Origin of the sequence: Verrucosispora sp. WMMA2044 (genome assembly GCF_027497155.1) — a bacterium.
GTDB classification, from domain to species: domain Bacteria; phylum Actinomycetota; class Actinomycetes; order Mycobacteriales; family Micromonosporaceae; genus Micromonospora; species Micromonospora palythoicola.
Window position 1 is genome coordinate 1,988,332 of record NZ_CP114913.1, and the last position, 22,466, is coordinate 2,010,797.

Consider the following 22,466-nt stretch of genomic DNA (forward strand, 5'->3'; position numbering starts at 1 on the left):
GGGGGAACGGCGGTGCGACTCGGCTCAGCCTCTCCCACTCGGGAGCGGCCTCGATGACGCCAGACGAGACAGAGTCGCCTTCCGGGCAGCAGCCCTGCTACTTCTTTCTCAGTCACGCGCATCCGACCACCGTGGACCGCGCCGTCGAGCTCGACTACTACGAGCGGACGGTGTTCGAGGACCTGGCCCGGGTGGTCGGTGGGCTGCCGAGGGAGCGGCCACACTGGCGGACCGGGATGTTCCGGCCGTGCGGCGACCCCTCGGCCCGGTCGGCGGCTCGCGTCGAGCGGGCGTTGGCCACGGTCGCGGTGTTCGTCGCCCTGCGTTCGGAGTGCTACGACACCGACGAGGTGGCCGCCACGGAACGCGCCGCCTTTCTCCGGCAACCGGCGACCCTGCACTCCCGGCTGCCGGGCCAGCGCCTGTTGCCGGTGCTGTGGGAGGTGCCGCCGGGCGGCGCGGGCGAGGACACCGTCGCGGCCATCCCGGGTGTGCCGCAGTACGCCGAGACCGGACTGATCGCCCTCAGTCGCCGGCGCGGTGAGCGCGACGCGTACGAGCGGGTGCTCGCGTACCTCGGCGACTCGATCATCGAGCTGGCCGAGGGGCGGGGCGACGCTCAACCCGTCCCCTGGCCGCCGCGCCCGGCCCAGACGCGGCCGGAGTTCGTGATCGCGACGCTCGCCGTGCCACCGGACCTCGATCCGTCCGGCGACGCTCAGCCTGCCGCCCGGCAGGACGGTCCCGACCGCCTGCGAGAGATCGCGACGCGGGTCGCCGCGACCGTCGACCGCGCCAGATTCGACGTGCAACTGGTCGAGGTGAGCGCCGGGTACGAGCAGTTGGGGCGGCGGCCTGCCGTGCTGCTGGTCGAGGAGCGGGTCTGGGTCGACCCGGCGACCGGGGTGAGCGTGCGGCGCCTGCTGGGGGCGCTGCCCGCCTGGGTGCAGCCGTTGATCGTGCCAGCCGGCGACGAACCCCTCCGGGCTCCCGAGGACGACGCGTGGGCCGGGCGACCGGCCCGAGCCGCCGTCGGGCACCGGGCGTCTCGACCCCGCATCATGGCCGCCGCCGACGATCCACTCACCATCATCGCGGTCACGATCGGCCGGGCCGTCCGCCACTTCGACGACGAACACCTGGTGGAACGCCGGTACCCGCCCCGACCTCGGTCGAACAGCCATCCGGAGGAGTAGCCGACATGACGGACACCCGGGACGGTCAGATCATCACGTTCTACTCCTACAAGGGCGGCACCGGCCGGACCATGGCGCTGGCCAACACGGCGTGGATTCTCGCCGCGAACGGCAATCGTGTGCTCGTCGTCGACTGGGATCTGGAATCGCCGGGCCTGCACCGCTTCTACCGGCCGTTCATCCACGAGGGCATGCTCCGTGGCGCCGGTGGTGTGATCGACATGTTGGTGGGCTACGAGGGTGCGGCGAAGGAGGCGGCCGGTCGCGACCCGGCCGCGCCCGGGGAGCTACGGCACGCGACCTTCGCCGACGTACGACGACACGCCTTCTCGATCAACTGGCGGTGGCCACCGGGCGGAACGCTCGACTTCCTCGGCGCGGGCCGGCACAACCACAGTTACAGCCGATCGATCTCCGGGCTCGACTGGGACCACTTCTACGAGGTGCTGGCCGGCGGCGCGTTCTTCGACGCGCTGCGCGCGGACATGAAGCGCAACTACGACTACACCCTCATCGACAGTCGTACCGGGCTCAGCGACGTGGCGGACATCTGCACGGTGCACCTGCCGGACACCCTGGTCGCCTGCTTCACCCTCAGCGAACAGGGCATCGAGGGTGCCGCCGAGGTGGCCCAGTCGATCAGCCGCAAGACGATGCCCCGGCGGATCCGGGTGCTGCCGGTGGCGATGCGGATCGACCCGGCCGAGAAGCTCAAGGCGGACACCGGTCGGCTGGTGGCCCGGCAGCGCTTCGACGGCCTGCCGGCGCACCTCGGTGACGAGGCACGGGAGCGCTACTGGGCCCAGGTGCAGGTGCCGTATCTCGCCTACTACGCGTACGAGGAGACACTGGCCACCATCGAGGACAGTTCGGGTGCGCCCGGCAACCTGCTCGGTGCGTTCGAGAAGCTGACCGACGTGATCAGCGAGGGCCGGGTGACCCGGCTGCCCACCATGGACGAGGCCGACCGGGTGCGGGTCAAGGCGCAGTTCGTGCGGATGGCGGCGGTCCGCGAGACCGAGGTGGCGCTGCGGTACGACATCGCCGGTGTCGGGTGGGCCGAATGGATCTCCTGGATCCTGCGTGAGGTGGGCGTTCAGGTGCACGACCCGGGTCCGGCGGGGCGGCTCGAGGGAATCGCCGTGGCCGCTCGTCCCCTGGTTATCAACACTGCCTCGGAGGAGGTCGAGCTGGGGCTCAACGCCGCCCTGATGCGCCCGTCGCGCCGGCCGCTGATCGTGCACGTCGGCACGGCCCAGTCCACCGTGCTCCCGGTGACCGCCGCCAACTCCATCCGGCTGGGCCGGCTGGACGAGCGGCCGGCCGCGGAGCAACTGCTGCAACTGGTCGGCTTCCCGCCACCGAAGACCGAGTTCCTGGTCGGTGCGCCGCGCTTTCCCGGCCGACCGCAGACCGTCTTCCAGGCGCCGCCACGCAATCTGCTCTTCACCGGTCGGGACGGGCTGCTCGCGTCGCTGCGCGGGCTGCTGCGCGCCCAGAGCGACGCCGCCGTGCCCGTGGTGCTGCAGGGCATGGGCGGGTTCGGCAAGACCCAGCTCGTCACCGAGTACGCCCACCGGTTCCGGGGCGCGTACGACGTGGTCTGGTGGATCGACGCGGACGGCGCCGCGGACGTCGACGGCGGGCTCTACGATCTCGGTCGCCGACTCGGCATGAATCTCTCCAGCAGCGTGCGCGAGGGAGCGCAGACGGTCAAACAGGCGTTGTCCCGTGGCGAGGGCGGGCTGCGCTGGCTGGTGGTCTTCGACAACGCCGAGCGGCTGGACCGGATCAAGCAGTTGCTGCCCAACGGCCCTGGGCATGTCGTCATCACCTCTCAGGGCCCCGGTTGGCTGGAGCAGGCGCACGTGGTGCCGGTGGACGTGTTCGACCGAGCCGAGAGCGTCAACCACCTGCGCCGCCTGCTGCCCGACCTCGGCGAGCGGGACGCCGACCGGATCGCCGAGGCGCTGGGGGATCTGCCGATCGCCGTGGCCGCCGCCGCGGCGTGGCTGGTCGAGACCCACTCGCCGGTGTCGGAGTACCTGGCGGCGATCGAGCAGGGTGACCTCGGTGCCCTCGGCTCGGAAGCGGACATCGGCCGGGTAGAGGCGGCGTGGCGGCTGTCGCTGGACCAGTTGGCGACCCGCCGGCCGGCCGCCTACCGCCTGTTGCAGCTCTGCGCGGTGATGGCACCCGAGGTGTCGCTCGACATCGTCTACAGCACCGCGATGGCCGAGCACCTGCGGGCCATCGACCCGACGGTCACCAGCCGACTGATGATCAACAGGCTGGTGGAGCAGATCAAGCGGTTGGCGCTGCTCCGGCTGGACCAGCAGAGCGAGTACGACAGCCAGGGCACCGAACGCGAGAGCACCCGGATCGTGATCCACCGGCTGCTGCACTCGGTGGTGCGATCCAGGATGACCGAGGAGGAGATCGAGGACGCCAAACACCAGGTGCACCTGCTGATCGCGTCGGCGGCCCGCACGCTCGGCGAGGTGGATCTGCAGGACGAGTGGCGTAAGTACCGGATGCTGTGGCCGCACGTCGAGGTCTCCGACGGCACGACCTGTGACTTCGCCCCGGTCCGGCAACTGCTCGTCGACCAGGTTCGCTACTTCTTCGTGCGCGGCAACCCCGACGGCGGGCTGGAGGTGGCCGAGCGCGTCGAGGCGGCCTGGACCGAGGCGCTCGGGCGGAACCTCGCCGAACCGGTGCGCCGCGAGGTACTCGTGCAGCTGCTGCAACTGCGGTTCAACAAGGCGAACGTGCTGCGCGACAAGGGTGCGTTCCAGGAGTCCTACGACCTGGACCGGGACGTGCACGCCCAGCAGGTCGACCTCCTCGGCGGCGACCACGCCGACGCGCTGATGACGGCCGGCAGCCTCGGTGGGGACCTGCGTGGGCTCGGACGCTACCCGGAGGCGCTCCAGCGCGACATCGACACCTACCACGCCTGGCGCCGGGAGTTCGGTGACGACCATGCGCGTACCCTCAACGCCCTGAGCAACCTGGCGGTCTCGCGGCGACTGATGGGTGACGTGACCGAGGCGTTGCGGCTGGACCAGGAGGTCTACGAACGACGCCGGCACCTGCTCGGCGAGGACAATCTCAGCACGCTGCAGTCCGCCACGTCTCTCGGGCGGGATCTGCGCGACGCCGGGCACTACGAACGCTCCGTCGAGTTGCTGACCCACGTGCGGGACGTCTACGTCACGGTAATGGGGGAGGACGCCCGCTTCGTGTACGACGCCAACGCCAACCTGGCCGTGTCGCTGCGCAGCGCCGGCCGTACCCGCCAGGCGGGTGACCTGTTGGAGGTGGCCTACCACCGACTGGCGGAGATCCTCGGGCCGGATCACCCGGAGACGCTCGCCTGCCGGCTGAGCCGTTCGGTGACCCTGCTGGAACTGGGGGACTGGGAGCAGGCGGAGACCGAGACCAGCGCCGTGCGCGACGCGTACGCCCGGCAGCTCGGTGACCGGCACCCGCACAGCCTGGTGTGCCTGAACAACCATGCCGCGGCGGTGCGGGCCGGCGGCGACGTCGACGCGGCCCGGTCGCCGGCTCGGCAGGCGTGGGAGGGGCTCGGGGCGGTCCTCGGCGATCGACACCCGTACACCGTGGCCGCCCAGATCAATGTGGCGGTCATCGAGGCCGACCTGCATGAGCCTACCGAGGCGCTCGCCCTGTTGAGTGCCGCCGCCGATCTGCTGACGGACCTGCTCGGGCCGGCACATCCGCACACCCTGCGGTGCCGGGCGAACCACGCCCTCATCCAGCGTCGGCTGCACGGTGTGGACCATCAGGCGCAGGTCGACGAGGCCGTCGAGGCCGTGGTGGCCAGGATCGGCGGCAACCACCCGTCGGTGGCGGAGCTGAAACGGGGACGTCCGGTCCGCCGGGTCATCGACCCGCACCCGTTCTGAGGCGGGTGTCCGGCTCACCAGTTCGACAGCCACTCCAGCATCTCGGGCAGGATCTCGACGGCACCGAAGTGGGCGGCGCCCGGCTGGACGTCGACCTGCGCGGTGTGGATCTGCCGGGCGAGCCACATGGTGTGGCTCACCGGCGCGAAGGTGTCCTGTTCGCCGTGCCACAGCCGGACCGGCGCGGTGATCGCCGACAGGTTGAATCCCCAGTCCTGCCGTAGCGCCAGCACGTCGTCGATCCACCCCTGCGGGCCGCTGCGCAGCGCCTCTCGGTACGCCTGGGCGATCAGGCGTCGGATGGCCAGATCCCGCACGACGCGCCGGTCCGGCCAGGTCATGTCCGTCTCCAACTGGGTCAGCAGACTCTCCGGGTCGCGCCGGGTCCGCGCGGCCTGTGCCCGCAGCCGCTCCGTCAGCCGGAGCCGATCGTCGGTGGCGGCGGTGAAGTCCCGCACGTTGCTGGCCGCCATCCCGCCGAACCATTCGAGATCGGCGACGTCGGGTCTGGCGAAGCCCACGAGCACCGCTGTCCGGGTGACCGCGTGGGGCAGCAGCGCCGCGCAGGCCAGCGCGTGTGGTCCGCCGCCGGAGCGTCCGACCACGGAGAACCGGTAGATGTCCAGGTCCGCCGCGATCGCGGCGATGTCCTCGGCCGCGTCGGCGACGGTACGTCCGGGGCGGGGGGTGGAGCCGCCGTAGCCGGGCCGGTCGTAGCTGATCAGCCGGATGCCGTACCGGTACAGAACTCCGCTTCGTGGCTTCGGGCCGCTGCGGCTGCCCGGGGTGCCGTGCAGCAGGAAGATGGGTACCCCGTCTGGCTTGCCGGTGATCTCCACAGTCAGCCGGCGACCGCCGGCACCGCTCGTGAACCGCACCTCCGTTGCCAGGCTCGTTCCCCCTTCCAATCGTCGGGGACCGCGATACCCGGCGGCGCCCAGGTCGCAGCCGTCGATGTCGTCAGGAACAGGGTAGCCCGCGGTGTCAGTCCGCCCGGCCATCCGACACCCGAAACATCGACCGGCGGTCATGCATTGTGCATCGATGGTCGTGTCCGTGACGCGACCAGGCGTCGGCGACGCGGCGTCCGGCCTAGAGTCGGGACATGCCGGAGATCGTCCAGTTGCTGGCCTCACCCGTACACCGGTTCGTGGGCCGCCCGGCGGACGGACCGGAGCCGGCACCGGCCGACGAGCTGGTCGACGAGATCCAGCTCCGGGCCGAGCTGGGCATCGTCGGGGACCGGTACTTCGGCAAGGCCGCGCACCGGCAGGCCAGCGTCACCGTCATCGCGGCCGAGTCGTTGCCACCGGGGGCCGGCCTGGCTCAGGTCCGGCGCAACATTCTGACCAGCGGGATCCCCGTGGACGACCTGGTCGGCTCGGTGCTGGTGCTCGACTCGGGTCAGGGGCCGGTGCGGCTGCGGCTGAACCGGGCGGCACACCCGTGCGCCTGGATGGACGTGACCGTCGGGCCGGGCACGTGGCGCGGCCTGCGCGGCCGGGGCGGTGTCCGCTGCACCCCGCTCACCGACGGCCTCCTGCGGGTGGGCCCGGTCGACGTGACCGTCGCTGACGACCCGACCCGGCCCAGCTGAGCCGGGCCGCGGGCGCCGGGTCCGGCCGGTGTGACCGGCCGGACCCGCGTCGATCGGTCTACGGGTACGCGGTCAGGTAGGACACCTGGTTGCTGGCGTTGACCGTGTTGCCGACATTGTTGATCATCCGGTTGATTGTGCCGACACCACCGAGAGACACGGTCACCATGTTGGTGAACCGCACGTTCGGATTGTTCGGCACCTCGAACGACCGCTCGGCGACCACCGATGGATCGACGTTGAAGTAGGCGTAACTGCCCAGCCCCCACGCCTGGTGACTGGTCACCGAATTGGCCACCTTGTACGCGGCGTAGCCCCGGGTCGAGCCGTTCATCCAGGCCGCCTGGTTGGGCGGGTCGTACGGCAGCTCGTTCTGGTAGAAGTACGTCCGCCCGCCGTTGCCGTTCCAGATGGTCTGGTACTTCTGGTAGTGCTCGACGAAGAGGCCGTACATGGTGACGTCGTCGCCGTTGACGATCAGTCCGGTGTCGGCGGTGTTGACCGTCCAGCCGACGCCGTCGCCGTGGTCGGCCCGCCACAGCCACATGTGGTCGCCGATGACGTTGTCGCTGTTGACCACCAGGCTGGTGGCGGCCCGGCCGACGCCCGGCCCGCCGATGCGGAAGAAGACGTCGTGCAGCGAGGTGGGGTTGGCGGCGTGGCTGGCCGTGGAGCCGGTGGGGCCGACCTCCATCAGCACCGGGGAGCTGACGGCGCCGGCCTCGAACATGATGCCGGCGACCTTGACCCCGTCGACGTCGGCGACCCGCATCGCCACGGTCCCGTTGTCGGCCTGGATGGTGGCCAGCCCGAGGCCGAGGACGACGGTGTTGGCCCGGTTGACCTGGATCGGCTCGGTGACCCGGTGCACGCCGGGTGTGAACAGCAGGTGCCGGCCCTGGGCCAGGGCGTTGTTGATGGTCGCCGCCGAGGTGCCCGGCCGGACGACGAAGAAGTCGGCGAGCGAGATCGACGAGCCGGCCGGGGTCTTGTTGTACCAGCTGGTGCCGGCGGAGTTGGCGCGCAGCGCCGGCACGAAGACCCGGTACTCGCCGGTGCCGTCGACGTAGAGGAAGGGCTTCTCCCGCACCAGCGGTGTGGTCGGGATGACGGTGTGCGACGGGTTCGGGAAGTTCGGCGTCGGCGCGCCGGCCACCCCCTGGAACACCATGTTCCACACCGAGCCGGTCCACCCGTTGCCGAACTCGCTGTTGCGGGAGTACCACTGCTGCTGCGAGCCGGAGACCACCAGCCCGTCGATGCGGGTGTCGGCCATCAGTCCGCCGCTGGACCAGCCGGTGTATCCGTCCCAGAGCTGGATCTGGTTCTGCCCGCCACGCAGGTGCATCCGCCGGTACGGCGCGGCCTGCGACACCGCCCACCGCTCGACGACCGTTCCGGCGGGCAGGGTCACCGACAGGTTCTCCGCGGCTCGCCAGAAGTTCTGCGTGGCGTTGCCGCCGAACCAGGCCGCCTCGGCGCGGACGTGCCCGTTGAGGTTGACGTCGTCGGGGGACATGCCGAGCCCGGCGACCTGGGTGAAGAAGCCGAGGTTGACGTCGGCGGTGTAGTTGCCCGGCTTGAACAGCACGGCGTACCGCTGCGGGCCGAACTGGTTGGTCTCCTGCTGGCTGAAGATGGTATTGAGCCGGCTCTGGATGGTGCGGTGGGAGTGGCGGGATCGAACACGTAGGTGTTCGGGCCGAAGTTCGGGTTCCGTGGATCGGTCGGTTCGACCGGGTCACCCGGTCCGCCACCGCCGAACTCGCCGAAGACCTGGAACTCCCACAGCGAGTAGCCGTAGCCGGTGCCCCGCTGGGTGCCGTACATCCGGACGTAGCGGCCGCTGCCGGTGACGGTCAGCGTCTGGGTTCCGCCGCCGCCGTTCGTGGTGTTGTGGATGGTGGTCCAGGCGGTGCCGTCGTCTGAGGTCTGGATCTGGAAGGCCCGGGCGTACGCGGCCTCCCAGCGCAGGGTGACGCCGGTGATGGTGGCGCGGCTGCCCAGGTCGACTCGGAGCCACTGGGGGTCGCTGAAGGCGCTGGACCAGCGGGTGCCGGTGTTGCCGTCGACGGCCGCCGAGGCGGGGAAGGCGCCGCCTTCGGTGGAGGACGCGGTGACCGGCCTGCCCTGGGAGAGCAGGACCGGCGCGGCCTGGGCGGGCACCGCGCCGACGGTCGGAACCAGCGCGGCGGCCAGAGCCACCGCGAGGCCGGTGAGCAGGCTGCGGGTGCGCGGTCTGCGGCCTGGCGCGGTTGGTACGAGGGAAACGGATGGTGTCATGACGTCGCCTGTCGGTCGAGGGGCTGCTGACGACGGGCGCGACGGGGATTCGGGACGGCTGACGCTGCCGCACGATGATGCCGCCGGGTTGGCACCGCTGTGCGGGGAGCGCGCTTGCCGAAGAGTGTTGCGGCGACGTTGCGTCGCCGTCAAGACATCGATCTGCATTCGCCCTGTCGATGACACTGGGTGGACCTCACTGAGCGTGTCGCCTTCGGCCGCCCTCTCCAACTGCACTCGCCACGCTTTGCTCTGCTTCAACCCACGCAATAGCCGTTGAGCAGCGGTAGCGCCTTGGAGGTAAGGCGCCGCTCGACCGCGTAGCGCCACGGAGCGTGACCGTTGCGTCGGTTGAAGCAGAGCAAAGCGTGCCGTGGGTAGCTGGCCGGTCGGACGTGATGTCGCCGAGGGTGACGGCTCGGCGGACCGGGTCGCCGGGATTCCCGCGCGGGAAGAAGTGCCCGCGGGGGAGGGCTGCCGTCGTATGACGTTCCGGCCGAGGCGGAGACGAGCGGGCCTGCCGGGTGTCCGGGGCCTGCGGCCGTGAGGGTCTCCGTCAGCGGCGGGTGCCGCCGTTGGCGAGCAGGCGGGCGATGGGGAGGGTGGCGGCGCCGAGCGCGACCGCGTCGACGCCGAGCCGGCCCAGCTCGATGGTGGCCTGCGCGTACGGCGCGCGCAGGGCCTGGCGGCCGGCGGCCGCGCGGATGGCGGGCAGCAGTCCGCCCAGCGCCATCGCGGCCCAGCCGCCGAGCACCACCCGCTCCGGGTTGAACAGGTTGATCAGGTTGGCCACACCGGCGCCCAGGTAGTCGGCGGTCTCGTCGAGGATCCGGCGCGCGGTCGCCGATTTCTCCGCCGCCGCCACCAGCGCGCCGAGCTGGGACTCCTCGTCCTCGCCGGGCACCGGTCGGCCGCGTCGGGCCTCCCGGTAACGGTCGATGACCGCCTCGGCCCCGACGTACGCCTCCAGGCAGCCGCGAGCGCCGCAGCGGCAGGGCCGGCCGCCGTACACCAGGGTGGTGTGACCCCATTCGCCGGCGCTGCTGGAGGCGCCCCGGTAGGTGACGCCGTTGGTCACCACGGCCGCGCCGACGCCCGATCCCACCAGGGCGAACACGGCGTGCCGGGCACCCCGCCCGGCGCCGAACCACATCTCCGCCTGGCCGAGGGTCTTCGCGCCGTTGTCGAGGTGCAGCGGCAGGTCGGTGCCCTCGGCGATCAGCCGTTGCAGCGGCACCCGGTGCCAGCCCAGGGTCTGTGCGTCCACGATCGCGTGGGTGCCCTGTTCGACCACCCCGGAGACGCCGATGCCGACGCCGAGCACCTCGGACCGGGTGATCCCGGCGTCGGCCAGCACCCGGTCGAGGCCGGCCAGCACGTGCCCGGCCACCGTCGCCGGCTCGGTGCCGTTGTGTTCCAACGGGTACTCGACGCTGCCCAGCACGGTCATCGTGAGGTCGAACAGTTCGACGCGTACCCGCGTCTCGCCCACGTCGACGCCGACCACGACGGCGTGGCGCGGTGCCACCCGCAGCATCATGCTCGGCCGGCCACCGTCGGACTCGGCGGCGCCGGCCTCCATCACCAGGCCCTCGTCGATCAGGTCGCCGACCACGTTGCTGACCGCCGGCTGGCTGAGCCCGGTGCCCCGGACGAGGTCCTGCCGGGTCAGCGGGCCGTCGAGGAAGATCCGGGACAGCAGGGCCGACCGGTTGCGTAACCGGACGCTGCGGTTCGTCGCCCGCGCCAGCTCCACGTGTCACCTCATCCCGTCGGCCGCCCCCGGCGACTGTACGACCCCGTGCTTGACGACCCCCCGCCGAACCATTTTAATGACGAAATTAATTAAGCCGTGATGTAACTCCCCCCACCACCACTCTGAGACCGAAGGGGCAGCTCGTGTCGAGACGACACCTCGCGATGCTCACCGCCACCGTCCTGGCCGCCGCGTCGCTGACCGCCTGCGGCTCCGGCGACGAGCCGGGCGACGGCGGCACGACCCTCACGTACTGGGCCAGCAATCAGGGCGCCAGTTTGGAGGCCGACAAGGAGATCCTCCAGCCCGAGCTGGACAAGTTCGAACAGCAGACCGGCATCAAGGTCAACGTCGAGGTCGTGCCCTGGTCCGACCTGCTCAACCGACTGCTGGCCGCCGCCACCACCGGGCAGGGCCCGGACGTGGTGAACATCGGCAACACCTGGTCGGCCTCGCTGCAGGCCACCGGCGCGCTCGTCGAGTTCGACGACGCCACCCTCGACAAGGTCGGTGGCAAGGACCGGTTCGTCCCGGCCGCGCTCGCCGCCGCCGGAGCACCCGACAAGCCGCCGGCCGCCGTGCCGCTCTACAGCCTCGCCTACGCGCTGTACTACAACAAGCAGTCCTTCGCCGACGCCGGCATCACCGCCCCGCCCACCACCTGGGAGGAGATGGCCGAGGTCGGCCGCAAGCTCACCGGCGACGGCACGTGGGGCCTCGCCGTGGAGGGCGCCAACCCGTCGGAGAACGCCCACCACGCCTTCACCTTCGCTCAGCAGTACGGCGGGGAGTGGTTCGACGCCGCCGGTAAGCCGACCTTCGACACCCCGCAGAACGTCGCCGCCGTCAAGCGCTACGTCGACCTGATGGCCGTCGACAAGATCGTCAACCCGAGCAACGCCGAGTACGCGCAGAACCAGTCCGTCTCCGACTTCGCCAACGGCAAGGCCGCGATGCTGCTCTGGCAGGCCGCCGGCGCGAACCTCAAGTCACAGAGCATGGCGGCCGACGCCTACGGGGTGGCCCCGGTGCCGTTCCTGGCCAACCCACCGGCCGGTGGCAAACAGGTCAACAGCATGGTCGCCGGGATCAACATCGCGGTGTTCAAGCACACCAAGAACCTCGACGGGGCGTTGGAGTTCGTCAAGTTCATGACCAGCGACACCGAGCAGGTCACGTTGAACAAGACGTACGGCTCGCTGCCGGCGGTCGGCACCGTCGCCGCCGATCCCGCCTTCGCCGCCGACGAACAGAAGGTGCTCGCGCAGACCCTGGCCACCACCGCGGCACCGCTGCCGCAGGTGCCCGAGGAGAGCACCTTCGAGACGCTCGTCGGCACCGCCATCAAGGAACTCTTCGCCGACGCGGCCAGTGGCAGGCCGGTCACCGAGGACAGCGTCCGGGAGAAGCTGACCCGAGCCCAGCAGCAGATGCGCTGACCACGGACCGCTGGCCGTGGGAGGTGCCGCCGACCCTCCCACGGCCAGCCCGCGAAGGGACCTCGATGACCACCACCACCTCGCCACCCGCCGCCGACCGGGCCGCCGGCACCGGCCGGCCGGCCCGACCCGCCGCCCGCCGCCCCCGCCGGTCCCTGCTGCCGTACCTGCTGCTCGCCCCGGCCGTGGTGCTGGAGCTGGCGATCCACGTGATCCCGATGCTCGTCGGTGCCTGGATGAGCCTGCTGGAGCTGACCCAGTTCCACATCCGCGACTGGTCCGGGGCGCCCTTCGTCGGGCTGGACAACTACCGGGTGGTGTTCGACGTCGACTCCGCCGCCGGAGCCGAGCTGCTGCGCTCGTTCCGGGTCACCGTGCTCTACACGGTGCTCTCCGTGGGCCTGTCCTGGATGCTCGGCACCACCGCCGCGGTGCTGCTGCAACGACCGTTCCGGGGCCGGGCCGTGCTGCGGGCACTCTTCCTCACCCCGTACGCGCTGCCGGTCTACACCGCGGTGATCACCTGGACCTTCCTCTTCCAGCGCGACACCGGCCTGGTCAACCACGTCCTGGTCGACCAACTGGGCCTGGTCGACGAGCCGCCCTTCTGGTTGATCGGCGACAACAGCTTCGTGGCCCTGCTGATCGTCTCGATCTGGCGGACCTGGCCGTTCGCGTTCCTCTGCGTGATGGCCGGCCTGCAGAACATCCCGGACGAGCTGTACGAGGCCGCCGCGATGGACGGCGCGGGGTTCTGGCGGCGGCTGCGCTCGGTCACCCTGCCGATGCTGCGCCCGGTCAACCTGGTCCTGCTGCTGGTGCTCTTCCTCTGGACCTTCAACGACTTCAACACCCCGTACGTCCTCTTCGGCGGCTCCGCTCCGGCCGAGGCCGACCTCATCTCGCTGCACATCTACCGCAGCTCCTTCCAGACCTGGGACTTCGGCACCGGCTCGGCCATGTCGGTGGTGCTGCTGCTGTTCCTGCTCCTGGTCACCGCCGGATACCTGTTGCTGACCAACCGACGGAGGAACGATGCGTGAGACCGCCGCCGAACGCTGGTCGCGCCGGATCGTGCTGACCCTGCTCGCCGGCTTCGTCCTCGTCCCGCTCTACGCGATGGTCAGCTCGGCGCTCAAACCCTTGCGGGACGTGCAGGGCGCCTTCACCTGGTGGCCCCGACATCCCACGTTGCAGGCGTTCGTGGACATGTGGTCGACCGTGCCACTCGGCCGCTACCTGCTCAACAGCCTGCTGGTGGCCAGCGTCGCCGCCATCTTCTCGGTCAGCGTGGCCATCTTCGCCGCGTACGCGGTCAGTCGCTACCGGTTCCGGGGCCGGCAGGTCTTCTCGGTGACCGTGCTGTCGACGCAGATGTTCCCCGGCATCCTGTTCCTGTTGCCGCTGTTCCTGATCTACGTCAACCTCGGCAACGCCACCGGCATCGCGCTCTACGCCAGCCGCACCGGCCTCATCATCACCTACCTCACCTTCTCGCTGCCGTTCTCGATCTGGATGCTGGTCGGCTACTTCGACTCCATCCCGCGCGGGCTGGACGAGGCCGCCCAGGTCGACGGTGCCGGCCCGCTGCGCACCCTGTTCCAGGTGGTGCTGCCGGCCGCCGTGCCCGGCGTGGTCGCGGTGACCGTGTACGCCTTCATGACCGCCTGGGGCGAGGTGCTGTTCGCCTCGGTGCTGACCAACGAGGACAGCCGCACCCTCGCCGTCGGACTGCAGGGCTACTCCACCCAGTTCAACGTCTACTGGAACCAGGTGATGGCCGCCTCCCTGGTGGTGAGCGTGCCGGTGGTCGCCGGGTTCCTGGCGTTACAGCGTTTCTTCGTCGCCGGCCTCACCGCCGGGGCGGTCAAGTGAGCCCGTCCACCACCAGAACCGAGGAGAACCCGCCCGTGCCGGACCTGTCCACGCTGCCGCCCGACTTCCGCTGGGGTGTCGCCACCTCGGCCTACCAGATCGAGGGCGCCGCCACCGCCGACGGCCGCAAACCCTCCATCTGGGACACCTTCTGCACTCGGCCGGGCGCCATCGACAACGGCGACACCGGGGAGGTGGCCTGCGAGCACTACCACCGGTGGCCGCAGGATGTGGCGCTGATGCGGAGCCTGGGTGTCGGTGCGTACCGTTTCTCGGTGGCCTGGCCCCGGGTCCGTCCCGACGGGGCCGGCCGGGTCAACGCCGCCGGCCTGGACTTCTACGACCGCCTGACCGACGGGCTGCTGGCCGCCGGTATCCGGCCGTACGTCACCCTCTACCACTGGGACCTGCCGCAGGCGTTGCAGGACCGGGGTGGCTGGCCGCGCCGGGAGACCGCCGAGGCGTTCGCCGACTACGCCGCGGTGGTCGCGGCCCGCCTCGGCGACCGGGTGACCGACTGGTGCACCGTCAACGAGCCGCTCTGCATCGCCTGGATCGGCCACCTGGAAGGGCGGATGGCCCCCGGCGAGCGGGATCTTGGTCGGGCCGTGTCAGCCGCGCACCACGTGCTGCTCGGCCATGGCCTGGCCACCGCCGCGATCCGGGCCCACGCCGGTCGGCCGGCGTCGATCGGCCCGGTGCTGAACCTCAGCCCGATCGACGCGGCCAGCGATCGCCCTGCCGACGTGGCCGCCGCTCACCGGCTGGACGGGCACGTTAACCGCTGGTGGCTGGACCCGCTGCACGGTCGCGGCTACCCGGCCGACATGGTCGCCACCTACGGTGTCGAGCCGCCGGTACGCGGCGACGACCTCGCGGTGATCGCCGCGCCGGCCGACTTCCTCGGTGTCAACTACTACTTCCGGCAGGTGGCGGCCGACGACCCGGACGGACCGGCACCGTACGCCCGGCAGGTCCCGGTGGCGGGCGCGGCGCACACCGCGATGGACTGGGAGGTGCACCCCGAAGGGCTGGAACGGCTGCTTGTCGAGGTGAGCCAGGAGTACGCCCCGGCCCGCATCTTTGTCACCGAGAGCGGTTCGGCCTGGCCGGACGTGGTCACCGCCGACGGCACGGTCGACGACACCGAGCGCACCGACCATTTGGAACGACACCTGGCCGCCTGCGCCGCGGCGGTCGGCCGGGGTGTGCCGCTGGCCGGCTACTTCGCCTGGTCGCTGCTGGACAACTTCGAATGGGCGTACGGCTACGACAAGCGGTTCGGTCTGGTGCACGTCGACTACGCCACCCAACGGCGGACGGTCAAGGCCAGCGGCCACCGCTACGCCGAGCTGATCCGCTCCCACCAGCGGCGCACCGCGACGGCCGACACCGTCGCGGTGCGCGGATAAGCGGGCCGACGGGGCCCGGGACGCCCCGGGTGCCGCGCCGGGCGGCACCCGGGGCACCCGTGTGTCGGCCGTCGGCGCCCGGCTGGTCAGGAGTCGGGCTCGTCGTGGCGTTTCGGCAGCGCCCAGGGGTCGATCGGGACGGGCAGGACGGTGATCTCGTCGGCTCGGGCGCGTAGCCTGCGGGCCAGGGCCTGATTGGCGAGGCTGAAGCCGATGGTGAAGCTGTCGGTCGTCCCGGCGTTCGGTGTCACGGTGTCGGCCTGCTGGCGCAGCTCCCCGGCCAGCGCATTGCGCCAGCGTATCTCGGGCTGGGTGAGCCCACGGTTCGCCTGCTCCTCGGCGAGCCGCTGCCAGCGAGAGAGCAGTTCGTCCTCACTGGCCCGCAGGGCGTCCAGCGCCTCCGGCAGGGTGTCGATCTCCGGTAGCGCGGTCAGCACGAGATCGGCGACGGTTGACGCCAGCTCGGTCGAGTTGACCCCGGTGTCGAGACCGTAGCGGACGAGTTCGTTGCCGACGAGGATCCGCCGGTCGTGCTGTCGCGCAGCCGGATCGGCCGGCAGCCTCGCGACGCGTGACTCGACGGCGAGCCGTACCGAGTTGGGACGTTCGTCCGGCACCGAAGGCGCCGGGCTGTCGCCGGCGGGATCCGGGCGCGACCGCGGGGGCACGGTGGAGGCGCGTGCCTCCAGGGAGCGCAGGAACGCCGCGCTTCCGGCGGCGAATCCGACGGCATAGGGGCCGGTCCGCGTCGCGGTGTTTCGCCGCAACAGCCGGGCCTCGCCCCGCAACGCCTCACTGAGGTCGGTCCCCGGCGGCGGCAGCTCGACCGTCCAGGGGCTGCGGTCCAACTCCGCCTGAATCCGCTCGATCGTCTGCTCCATGGTGGCCCGGGCGGCGCGGGCGTCGTCGAGTAGACGCAGGTCGGGCAGGACGTCGAGGATCTCGCGGGCCATCGCCAACGGCACGTCGGCGGCGGTCCCGGGCAGCGCCCTGGCCAGGACGGTCGCCACGGTGCTGCGGCGTTGCTGATCTGCGTCGACCATTCCCGACCTCTCCCTGTGACGGCCAGGCGATTGGCCGGCGGCGCTCACGACGCCGTCGGCGGACCGGCCCGTCCGTCGGAGACTCTACTGAAGACGGTGCGCGGCCGCCGCTGGCGCTCAGTCGCTGAACTCGACGCGGTCGACGGTGAAGAGGGTGCCGGGACCGCCGGTGAACACCAGGTAGAGGTCGTGGAAGCCGTTCGCCGCCTGCGGACCGGTGTCGATCCAGGTCGTCGCGGTCACCCAGTCGGAGCCGGACCCCGCCAGCACGGTCGTCGAGCCGACCAGCGGACCGTCCGGGCTGCCGATCCGTGCCTCGATGACACCGCCGGCCCTCGGGGCCACGGTGGCGTGCAGCCGAAGTTGACCCTTCTGGTCGGCGAAGCCCGCCGCCGAGCCGTCCGCGAAGTTGACGTTCGCCCAGCGCAGGTGGCTCCCGTCGCGTACGCCCGTGACGACCTTGCCGTGCTCGGACGTCCTGGCCACCCGCAGCCCGGCGGACTGCCCGTCGTTCTCCTCGGCCAGATAGGTGGAGAAGACGTCCTTGCGGTCGGGCAGCGCCGGCAGCTCGGACCACTTCGGCACGAACGTCGTGACGCTGCGGCCACGGAGGTCCGTGCGGAAGGACCCGCCGTGGATACGGATGTCGGCAAGCTTCTTCATGTTCTCGCTGCCCGAGGTGCGGTACGGCACCACCGACGGACGTGGACCCTTGCCGGCGGCGACGTGGGAGACGCACTCACCCTGGTTGCGGAACGTCGGGTTGACGAAGTGGGCCCACCCGCCCTTCTGGCAGTCTCGCCCGGTCTGCGGCGGCAGCGGGAAGCCGCCGGTGAGATCGACGGTCAGCGGGACGTCGTCCGTGTTGTTGTTGACCACGACGACCGTGAAGTCGTGCGTCGCCTCGTCCTTGTAGGCGGTGACCGTGACCCCGGGTGCCGGGGTGCTGGTGGCGCCGATCATCACGTCACCCGGGTCGAGGAAGCGGCTGTACTGGCCGAAGGTGTAGTACCGCTTGAAGATGCGGTACTGGCCGTTCTCGGTCGGGTTGCCGCTCTGCGGGGTGCCGGTGTTGACCAGGCGGATCAGGTCCGAGCCGTCCGCGCCGTTGTTGGCCACCGGCCACCACCAGAAGTATCCGCTCAGTCGGGTCTCGTCGAACAGGTTGCCGATCAGGGTCGCGTAGCGCAGGCCGTCGCTGATCGTGTTGTTGACGAACAACCGGTCCCGCGGCGCGCCCTGGTTCATGTACTCGGTCTGCCAGATGGTCTTGCCCAGCGTGTGTGAGGTGGTGAAGGCGGTGGGTGCGGCCCGGGTGGCGTCGTCGACCAGCCCGGCGTAGCCGTGCGCCGTCACCACGTCGACGTACCGGTTCGCCGCCGGGTCGCTGATCGCGGGCAGCGCGTACCCCTCGTGGAAGCCGACACCCTCGCCGAGCACGATCTTCGCGGTCACGCCCCGTCGCGCGAACGTGGGACCGAGGTGGTCGCGGACCAGGACACGTAGTTCCTCGGCGGTCCACTGGCAGCTGGAGTACCCGGTGGAGATGTCGGGTTCGTTGGTCGGTGACAGGTGCGTGATCCGGATCCCGAACTCGCGTTCGTAGCCGAGCACGTACTCCGCGAGGTAGTCCGCGAACTCCTGGTACATCTCGGGTCGGAGCTTGTTCGGTGGGCCGGACGGGCCGGAGGAGGTCACGCTGTCGTTCTGCTTCATCCACGCCGGCGGGCTCCACACGCTGGCGAGGATCGTCTCGACGCCGCGCGCCTGCGCCTGCCGCATCAGCCAGACCTGGTACGCGTCGAAGTCGGCCTTGCGCTGGGGCCAGTCGGGTCGGTCCCAGACGAAGGTGCCCGGTTCGGGGGCGATCGTCTGCGTCGGGCCGTCGTAGAGCTGGTCGCCCCACCCGCCGCCGTCGCCGACCATCACCCGCACGATGTCCAGGCCGATCCCGGCCCGGTCGTCGAAGACCATGTCGAGCATCTGGGCGGTGAGTGGCTCGCCGAGCCGTTGGATCCCGCCGGCCTTGTGGAACGCGAACGACCCGCCGAAGCCGTCGACCCGCTGCCGCTCGGCGCTCCAGTCGACCATGACGGTGGGTGTGGTGGTGGGTGGGTGCGCGGGGCTGCCCACCGCTGTCGAGACCACCAGACTGCCCGCCGCGATCAGGGCGGTGGCCAGCCGGATCCGCCACACCGTCCGTCGCATCAGGGATCCCCCCGCCGCCGCAACCACCCGGCGGTACGGCCGGCGGGAACGAAGCCGGCCACACCACAGCGACGTCGCGGGTGGTAATCCATTGACGTCGGCGAATCAAGGCTATGGGTTCGGGGATCGGCGGGCAAGGTGGGCGGCGGTCCGGACCGGTGACTGGGACGGCGGTGTCGCACCTCCGAGCTACTCTCGCCGCGATTCGTTCACGGGAGGAGTCCGGATGGTGCAGGAGTTCGTCGACCGGGACCTGGCCGGGGCGCGGTTCATCAGGTCGACGTTGGCCGGGGCGGTGATGCGCGGCGTCGAGGTGCGGGGGCTCGACATCGACGCACCCTGGTTGGCGGAGGGGTCGCTGCTGGTCAACGGGGTCGACGTCGTGCCGTTGGTCGAGGCCGAGCTGAACCGGCGGTTCCCGGGTCGGGAGCTGAGGCGGGCCGAAGATCCGGAGGGACTGCGGGCGGCGTGGGCGGCGCTCGAACGGGCCTGGGCGGCGGCGGTCGAGCGGGCGATCGCGATGCCCGCCGGCACCGTCGACGCCTCGGTCGGTGGTGAGTGGTCCTTCGCGCAGACGCTGCGGCACCTCGCCTTCGCCGCCGACGTCTGGCTCGGCCAGGCGGTGCTGCGCCTTCCTCAGCCCTTCCACCCGCTCGGGCAGCCGCACGCCGAGTACGCGATGGACGGCTTCGACACCTCGATCTTCGCCGCGGGGCAGCCGGGGCTGGCCGAGGTCCTCGACCTGCGTGCCGAACGGCAGGCCATGGTCCGCGAGTTCCTCGCCACCGTCACCCCGCAGATGCTTGCCGAGCCTCGACGCAACCCCTGGTCGGCGGAGACCGAGGTGTCGGTCCTGCGCTGCCTGCACGTGATCATCGGTGAGGAGTGGGAGCACCTCCGCTTCGCCCTGCGCGACCTCATGACGATCGACACTGCCCGGACCGGCGGCTGACGCGATGTACCGAGCCCCGCCGGAGCCCGGCAGGCGTCTATCGGGACAGGATCTCCACGTAGCCGTCGGTGGCGTGCACCCGGATCCGCTGCCCGTCGCGGATCAGCCGGGTGGCGTCTGCCACCCCTACCACGGCTGGCAGGCCGTACTCCCGGGCGATCACCGCGCCGTGGGTCATCAGCCCACCGACCTCCGTCACCAGGCCGGCGACGGCGACGAACAGGGGCGTCCAACTGGGATCGGTGTGGACGGTGACGAGGATGTCGCCCGGTTCGAGATCGGCCTGGGCCAGGTCCAGGATGACCCGGGCGCGTCCTGCCACGGTCCCGGCGGAGACCGGCAGGCCGACCAGCGCACCGGCTGGCACGTCGTCGCGCCGGTACGCCCCGTCGACGGCCTCACCGTCCGAGGTGAGCACTCGGGGCGGCCGGAGTGCCTGGTACGACCGGAACTCGTCCCGGCGCTGACGGATGAGCCGGTCGTCGACCTGGTTGGTGCGCACGGCGTCGCGGAACTCGTCGAAGGTGAGGAAGAAGACGTCCTCCCTCTCGCGGATCACCTGCGCCAGCGCCAGGCGGTCGGCCTCGACCAGCAGGGCCTGCTTGTAGAGGAAGTAGCGGCTGATGATGTCGTACTTCGGGTACTCCCGGTAGCCGGCGAAGGTCCGGACCCGGTCGATCATCCGTTTGGTCTCGGCGGCCTTGCGTTCCCCGTCCGGCAGGGCCCGTAGCCGGGACAGCACCTCGCGCGCCTTCTGCTCCGCGGCCTGCCGTCCCCGCTCGAAACGACGCTCGGCGGCACCCGGCTCGGCGTGCCGGACGTGTTCCAGCAGCACCGGCAGCAGGGTGGTGGGACGTTCGCGCCACCGTGGCCTGGTGATGTCGATCTCGCCGACGCAGCGCATGCCGTACCGGTCGAGGTACGCCTCGATGGCCTGGCGCGCCTCGGTGCCGCCGGGCAGCCTCGGCAACTCGTCGAGAAAACTCTCGTCCTCGACGCCGTGCAGGAACGCCACCACCTCGGGATGCGGGCGGGTCACGTCGGCGACGTCGAGCAGCGCCAGTCCCATCTCCGAGGTCACGTTGCCGGGAGCGGAGAGGGTAAGCGTGTCCACCGCGTTCTTCTCGCCCAGCCACTCCCGGAGGTGGTCGTTGAGCCACCAGGTGGCCTCCATCCCCGCCATGATCACCTGCATGCTCAGCGGGTCACTGAGCACCCGTTTGTGCTCGTCGAAGGCACTGGTCAGGAAGTCGAACAACGCCGCTCCGGTCTTCGTCCGGATCTCGCGCCGTAGGGCGGCGATGGAGGCTTGGCTGCGCTCGACCAGCCCGGCGACCACGGCCGGATCCGGGTCGATCGGAGTGACCGCCGGGCCGGCGGCCGGTGGGCCACCGGCCGTTCCGTCGGGCCGCGTCGCAACGGTCGGTTCCGGCCTCGTCGACCTGACGTCGGCGCGGTCGAGGACGGTCTCCAGTGCGTCCCTGACCAGCGGATCGCCCCTGCCCATGATCTCCAGGAGGGCGCTGCGGGTCGCGGGGGAGGCCAGCCGTTGGGTGACGTCGACGAACAGCCTCCCGCCGGCCGCCCGCATCGGGGCCATGGCCGTCAACTGCCACATCGACAGCCCAAGCGGCTTCATGGCGTCGGTCATCATCTGCTGATGGCCGACCGAGACGTAGACGTGGTCGTCCCAGTCGTGGGCGGCCGGGACGGGGAACAGCGTCGTGATGGGCCGACTCTGCACGATCTGGAAGGCGTCATCCACCAGGCACCATTCGATGTCCTGCGGGCGGCCGAAGTGCGCCTCGATCCGCCGGCCGAGCCGCGCGAGTCGTACGACCTGGGTGTCCGTCAACGCCGGCTGCTCCCGCCGTCGCGGGTCGATCGCCTGCTCCCGGGTACCGCCGCCGGGCAGGGCGTGCAGGGCCCGCTGCTTGGTGGCGACCGTCCGGGTGACGATCTCGCCGTCGCGCACGGTGAACACGTCCGGGTTCACCAGGCCGCACACCAGGGCTTCACCGAGACCGAAGCTGGCGTCCACGGAGGAGACCCTCCGGTTGCCGGTGACCGGGTCGGCGGTGAACAGGATGCCGGCCGCGTCCGGGAAGACCATCCGCTGCACGACAACGGCCATCCGGACCGTATGGTGGTCGACGCCGTTGCGCTGCCGGTAGGTCACCGCCCGCTCGCTGAACAGCGACCCCCAGCACCGGCGGACGTGCTCGACGACCGCGTTCGTACCCACCACGTTCAGGTACGTGTCGTGCTGGCCGGCGAAGGAGGCCGTTGGCAGGTCCTCGGCGGTCGCGCTGGACCGGACGGCGTACCCGGCCCGCCCGCCGAGTTCGTCGACGAAGCCGCTGATCGCCGCCGCCAGGTCGGCCGGCACGGGCGTGGCCTGGATGGCGTGCCGGATCTCGGCACTGACTGCCCGGATGGCATCCCGATCGTCCGGGCACAGCCGGGCCAGCCGATCGAGCCGATCGTCGATCGACGGCACCTCCGCCATGATCCTCCCGAAGGCGTGGGTGGTGACGCAGCAGCCGGCCGGCACGGGGACGCCGTCGATCCGCGACAACGCCCCCAGGTGCGCCCCCTTACCGCCTACGACGTCGACCCGCGTCTCATCGACGTCGTGCAGGCTCAACACATACCGCCCGGTCGTCTCGTCCGTCGTCAGCTCCCGCACGGTGTGCCCCGTCTCTTCGTCAGTTCCGCGTCCGGCCGACGATTCTGCGGCAGAACCCGGGTCTTGCCACAAGCCCCCTGGTGC

At 71.0% G+C, this 22,466-nt stretch carries 13 protein-coding genes and 1 pseudogene; 8 read left to right on the forward strand and 6 right to left on the reverse strand.

Going from position 1 to position 22,466, the window contains the following annotated elements:
* Nucleotides 1–53 precede the first annotated feature (53 nt).
* Both O3597_RS08945 and fxsT read left to right on the forward strand, forming a co-directional pair.
* Nucleotides 54–1,196, forward strand: coding sequence for a hypothetical protein (locus O3597_RS08945; RefSeq protein WP_281603806.1), 1,143 nt, complete (start codon nucleotides 54–56; stop codon nucleotides 1,194–1,196).
* A 5-nt stretch (nucleotides 1,197–1,201) separates the two neighbouring features.
* Nucleotides 1,202–5,128: an FxSxx-COOH system tetratricopeptide repeat protein gene (gene fxsT, locus O3597_RS08950; RefSeq protein WP_281603807.1), complete on the forward strand. Its 3,927-nt coding sequence runs from the start codon at nucleotides 1,202–1,204 to the stop codon at nucleotides 5,126–5,128.
* A gap of 14 nt (nucleotides 5,129–5,142) precedes the next feature.
* Here fxsT and O3597_RS08955 read toward each other — a convergent pair whose 3' ends face one another.
* Nucleotides 5,143–6,006, reverse strand: a complete 864-nt coding sequence (locus O3597_RS08955) for an alpha/beta hydrolase (protein ID WP_281603808.1) — start codon at nucleotides 6,004–6,006, stop codon at nucleotides 5,143–5,145.
* A 227-nt stretch (nucleotides 6,007–6,233) separates the two neighbouring features.
* Between O3597_RS08955 and O3597_RS08960 the strand changes: the two genes are divergently transcribed.
* Nucleotides 6,234–6,725, forward strand: coding sequence for a molybdenum cofactor biosysynthesis protein (locus tag O3597_RS08960; protein WP_281603809.1), 492 nt, complete (start codon nucleotides 6,234–6,236; stop codon nucleotides 6,723–6,725).
* A 58-nt stretch (nucleotides 6,726–6,783) separates the two neighbouring features.
* Here O3597_RS08960 and O3597_RS08965 read toward each other — a convergent pair.
* Nucleotides 6,784–9,008 (reverse strand): annotated as a pseudogene (locus tag O3597_RS08965) (discoidin domain-containing protein).
* Between the two features lie 556 nt (nucleotides 9,009–9,564).
* Nucleotides 9,565–10,764 (reverse strand): ROK family transcriptional regulator, encoded by a 1,200-nt coding sequence (locus tag O3597_RS08970; RefSeq protein ID WP_281603810.1) that lies wholly within the window; start codon nucleotides 10,762–10,764, stop codon nucleotides 9,565–9,567.
* Between the two features lie 143 nt (nucleotides 10,765–10,907).
* Between O3597_RS08970 and O3597_RS08975 the strand changes: the two genes are divergently transcribed.
* The 4 genes from O3597_RS08975 (at nucleotide 10,908) to O3597_RS08990 (ending at nucleotide 15,490) form a co-directional block, all read left to right on the forward strand.
* Nucleotides 10,908–12,203, forward strand: coding sequence for a sugar ABC transporter substrate-binding protein (locus tag O3597_RS08975; RefSeq protein ID WP_216592300.1), 1,296 nt, complete (start codon nucleotides 10,908–10,910; stop codon nucleotides 12,201–12,203).
* Between the two features lie 65 nt (nucleotides 12,204–12,268).
* Entirely contained in the window at nucleotides 12,269–13,246 is a 978-nt protein-coding gene (locus O3597_RS08980) for a sugar ABC transporter permease (RefSeq protein WP_281603811.1), read from the forward strand.
* Nucleotides 13,239–14,078, forward strand: coding sequence for a carbohydrate ABC transporter permease (locus O3597_RS08985; RefSeq protein WP_281603812.1), 840 nt, complete (start codon nucleotides 13,239–13,241; stop codon nucleotides 14,076–14,078). Before O3597_RS08980 ends, O3597_RS08985 begins: the two co-directional genes overlap by 8 nt.
* Nucleotides 14,075–15,490: a GH1 family beta-glucosidase gene (locus tag O3597_RS08990; RefSeq protein WP_281603813.1), complete on the forward strand. Its 1,416-nt coding sequence runs from the start codon at nucleotides 14,075–14,077 to the stop codon at nucleotides 15,488–15,490. The genes O3597_RS08985 and O3597_RS08990 overlap by 4 nt, the downstream gene beginning before the upstream one ends.
* 86 nt (nucleotides 15,491–15,576) lie before the next feature.
* Here O3597_RS08990 and O3597_RS08995 read toward each other — a convergent pair whose 3' ends face one another.
* Together O3597_RS08995 and O3597_RS09000 are read right to left on the reverse strand one after the other, a co-directional pair.
* Entirely contained in the window at nucleotides 15,577–16,533 is a 957-nt protein-coding gene (locus tag O3597_RS08995) for a hypothetical protein (protein ID WP_281603814.1), read from the reverse strand.
* 117 nt (nucleotides 16,534–16,650) lie between these two features.
* Nucleotides 16,651–18,741, reverse strand: a complete 2,091-nt coding sequence (locus tag O3597_RS09000) for a glycoside hydrolase (protein ID WP_281603815.1) — start codon at nucleotides 18,739–18,741, stop codon at nucleotides 16,651–16,653.
* 226 nt (nucleotides 18,742–18,967) lie between these two features.
* Between O3597_RS09000 and O3597_RS09005 the strand changes: the two genes are divergently transcribed.
* Entirely contained in the window at nucleotides 18,968–19,693 is a 726-nt protein-coding gene (locus O3597_RS09005) for a DinB family protein (RefSeq protein WP_281603816.1), read from the forward strand.
* A 37-nt stretch (nucleotides 19,694–19,730) separates the two neighbouring features.
* On the opposite strand, the gene rph is transcribed toward O3597_RS09005, so the two are convergent.
* Nucleotides 19,731–22,382: a rifamycin-inactivating phosphotransferase gene (rph, locus tag O3597_RS09010; protein ID WP_281603817.1), complete on the reverse strand. Its 2,652-nt coding sequence runs from the start codon at nucleotides 22,380–22,382 to the stop codon at nucleotides 19,731–19,733.
* Nucleotides 22,383–22,466: the final 84 nt, after the last annotated feature.

Coding starts and splice junctions, on each gene's coding strand:
- O3597_RS08945 (WP_281603806.1), top strand. CDS start 54: ATGACGCCAGACGAGACAGAGTCGCCTTCCGGGCAGCAGCCCTGCTAC.
- fxsT (WP_281603807.1), top strand. CDS start 1,202: ATGACGGACACCCGGGACGGTCAGATCATCACGTTCTACTCCTACAAG.
- O3597_RS08960 (WP_281603809.1), top strand. CDS start 6,234: ATGCCGGAGATCGTCCAGTTGCTGGCCTCACCCGTACACCGGTTCGTG.
- O3597_RS08980 (WP_281603811.1), top strand. CDS start 12,269: ATGACCACCACCACCTCGCCACCCGCCGCCGACCGGGCCGCCGGCACC.
- O3597_RS08985 (WP_281603812.1), top strand. CDS start 13,239: ATGCGTGAGACCGCCGCCGAACGCTGGTCGCGCCGGATCGTGCTGACC.
- O3597_RS08995 (WP_281603814.1), bottom strand. CDS start 16,533: ATGGTCGACGCAGATCAGCAACGCCGCAGCACCGTGGCGACCGTCCTG.
- O3597_RS09000 (WP_281603815.1), bottom strand. CDS start 18,741: ATGCGACGGACGGTGTGGCGGATCCGGCTGGCCACCGCCCTGATCGCG.
- O3597_RS09005 (WP_281603816.1), top strand. CDS start 18,968: ATGGTGCAGGAGTTCGTCGACCGGGACCTGGCCGGGGCGCGGTTCATC.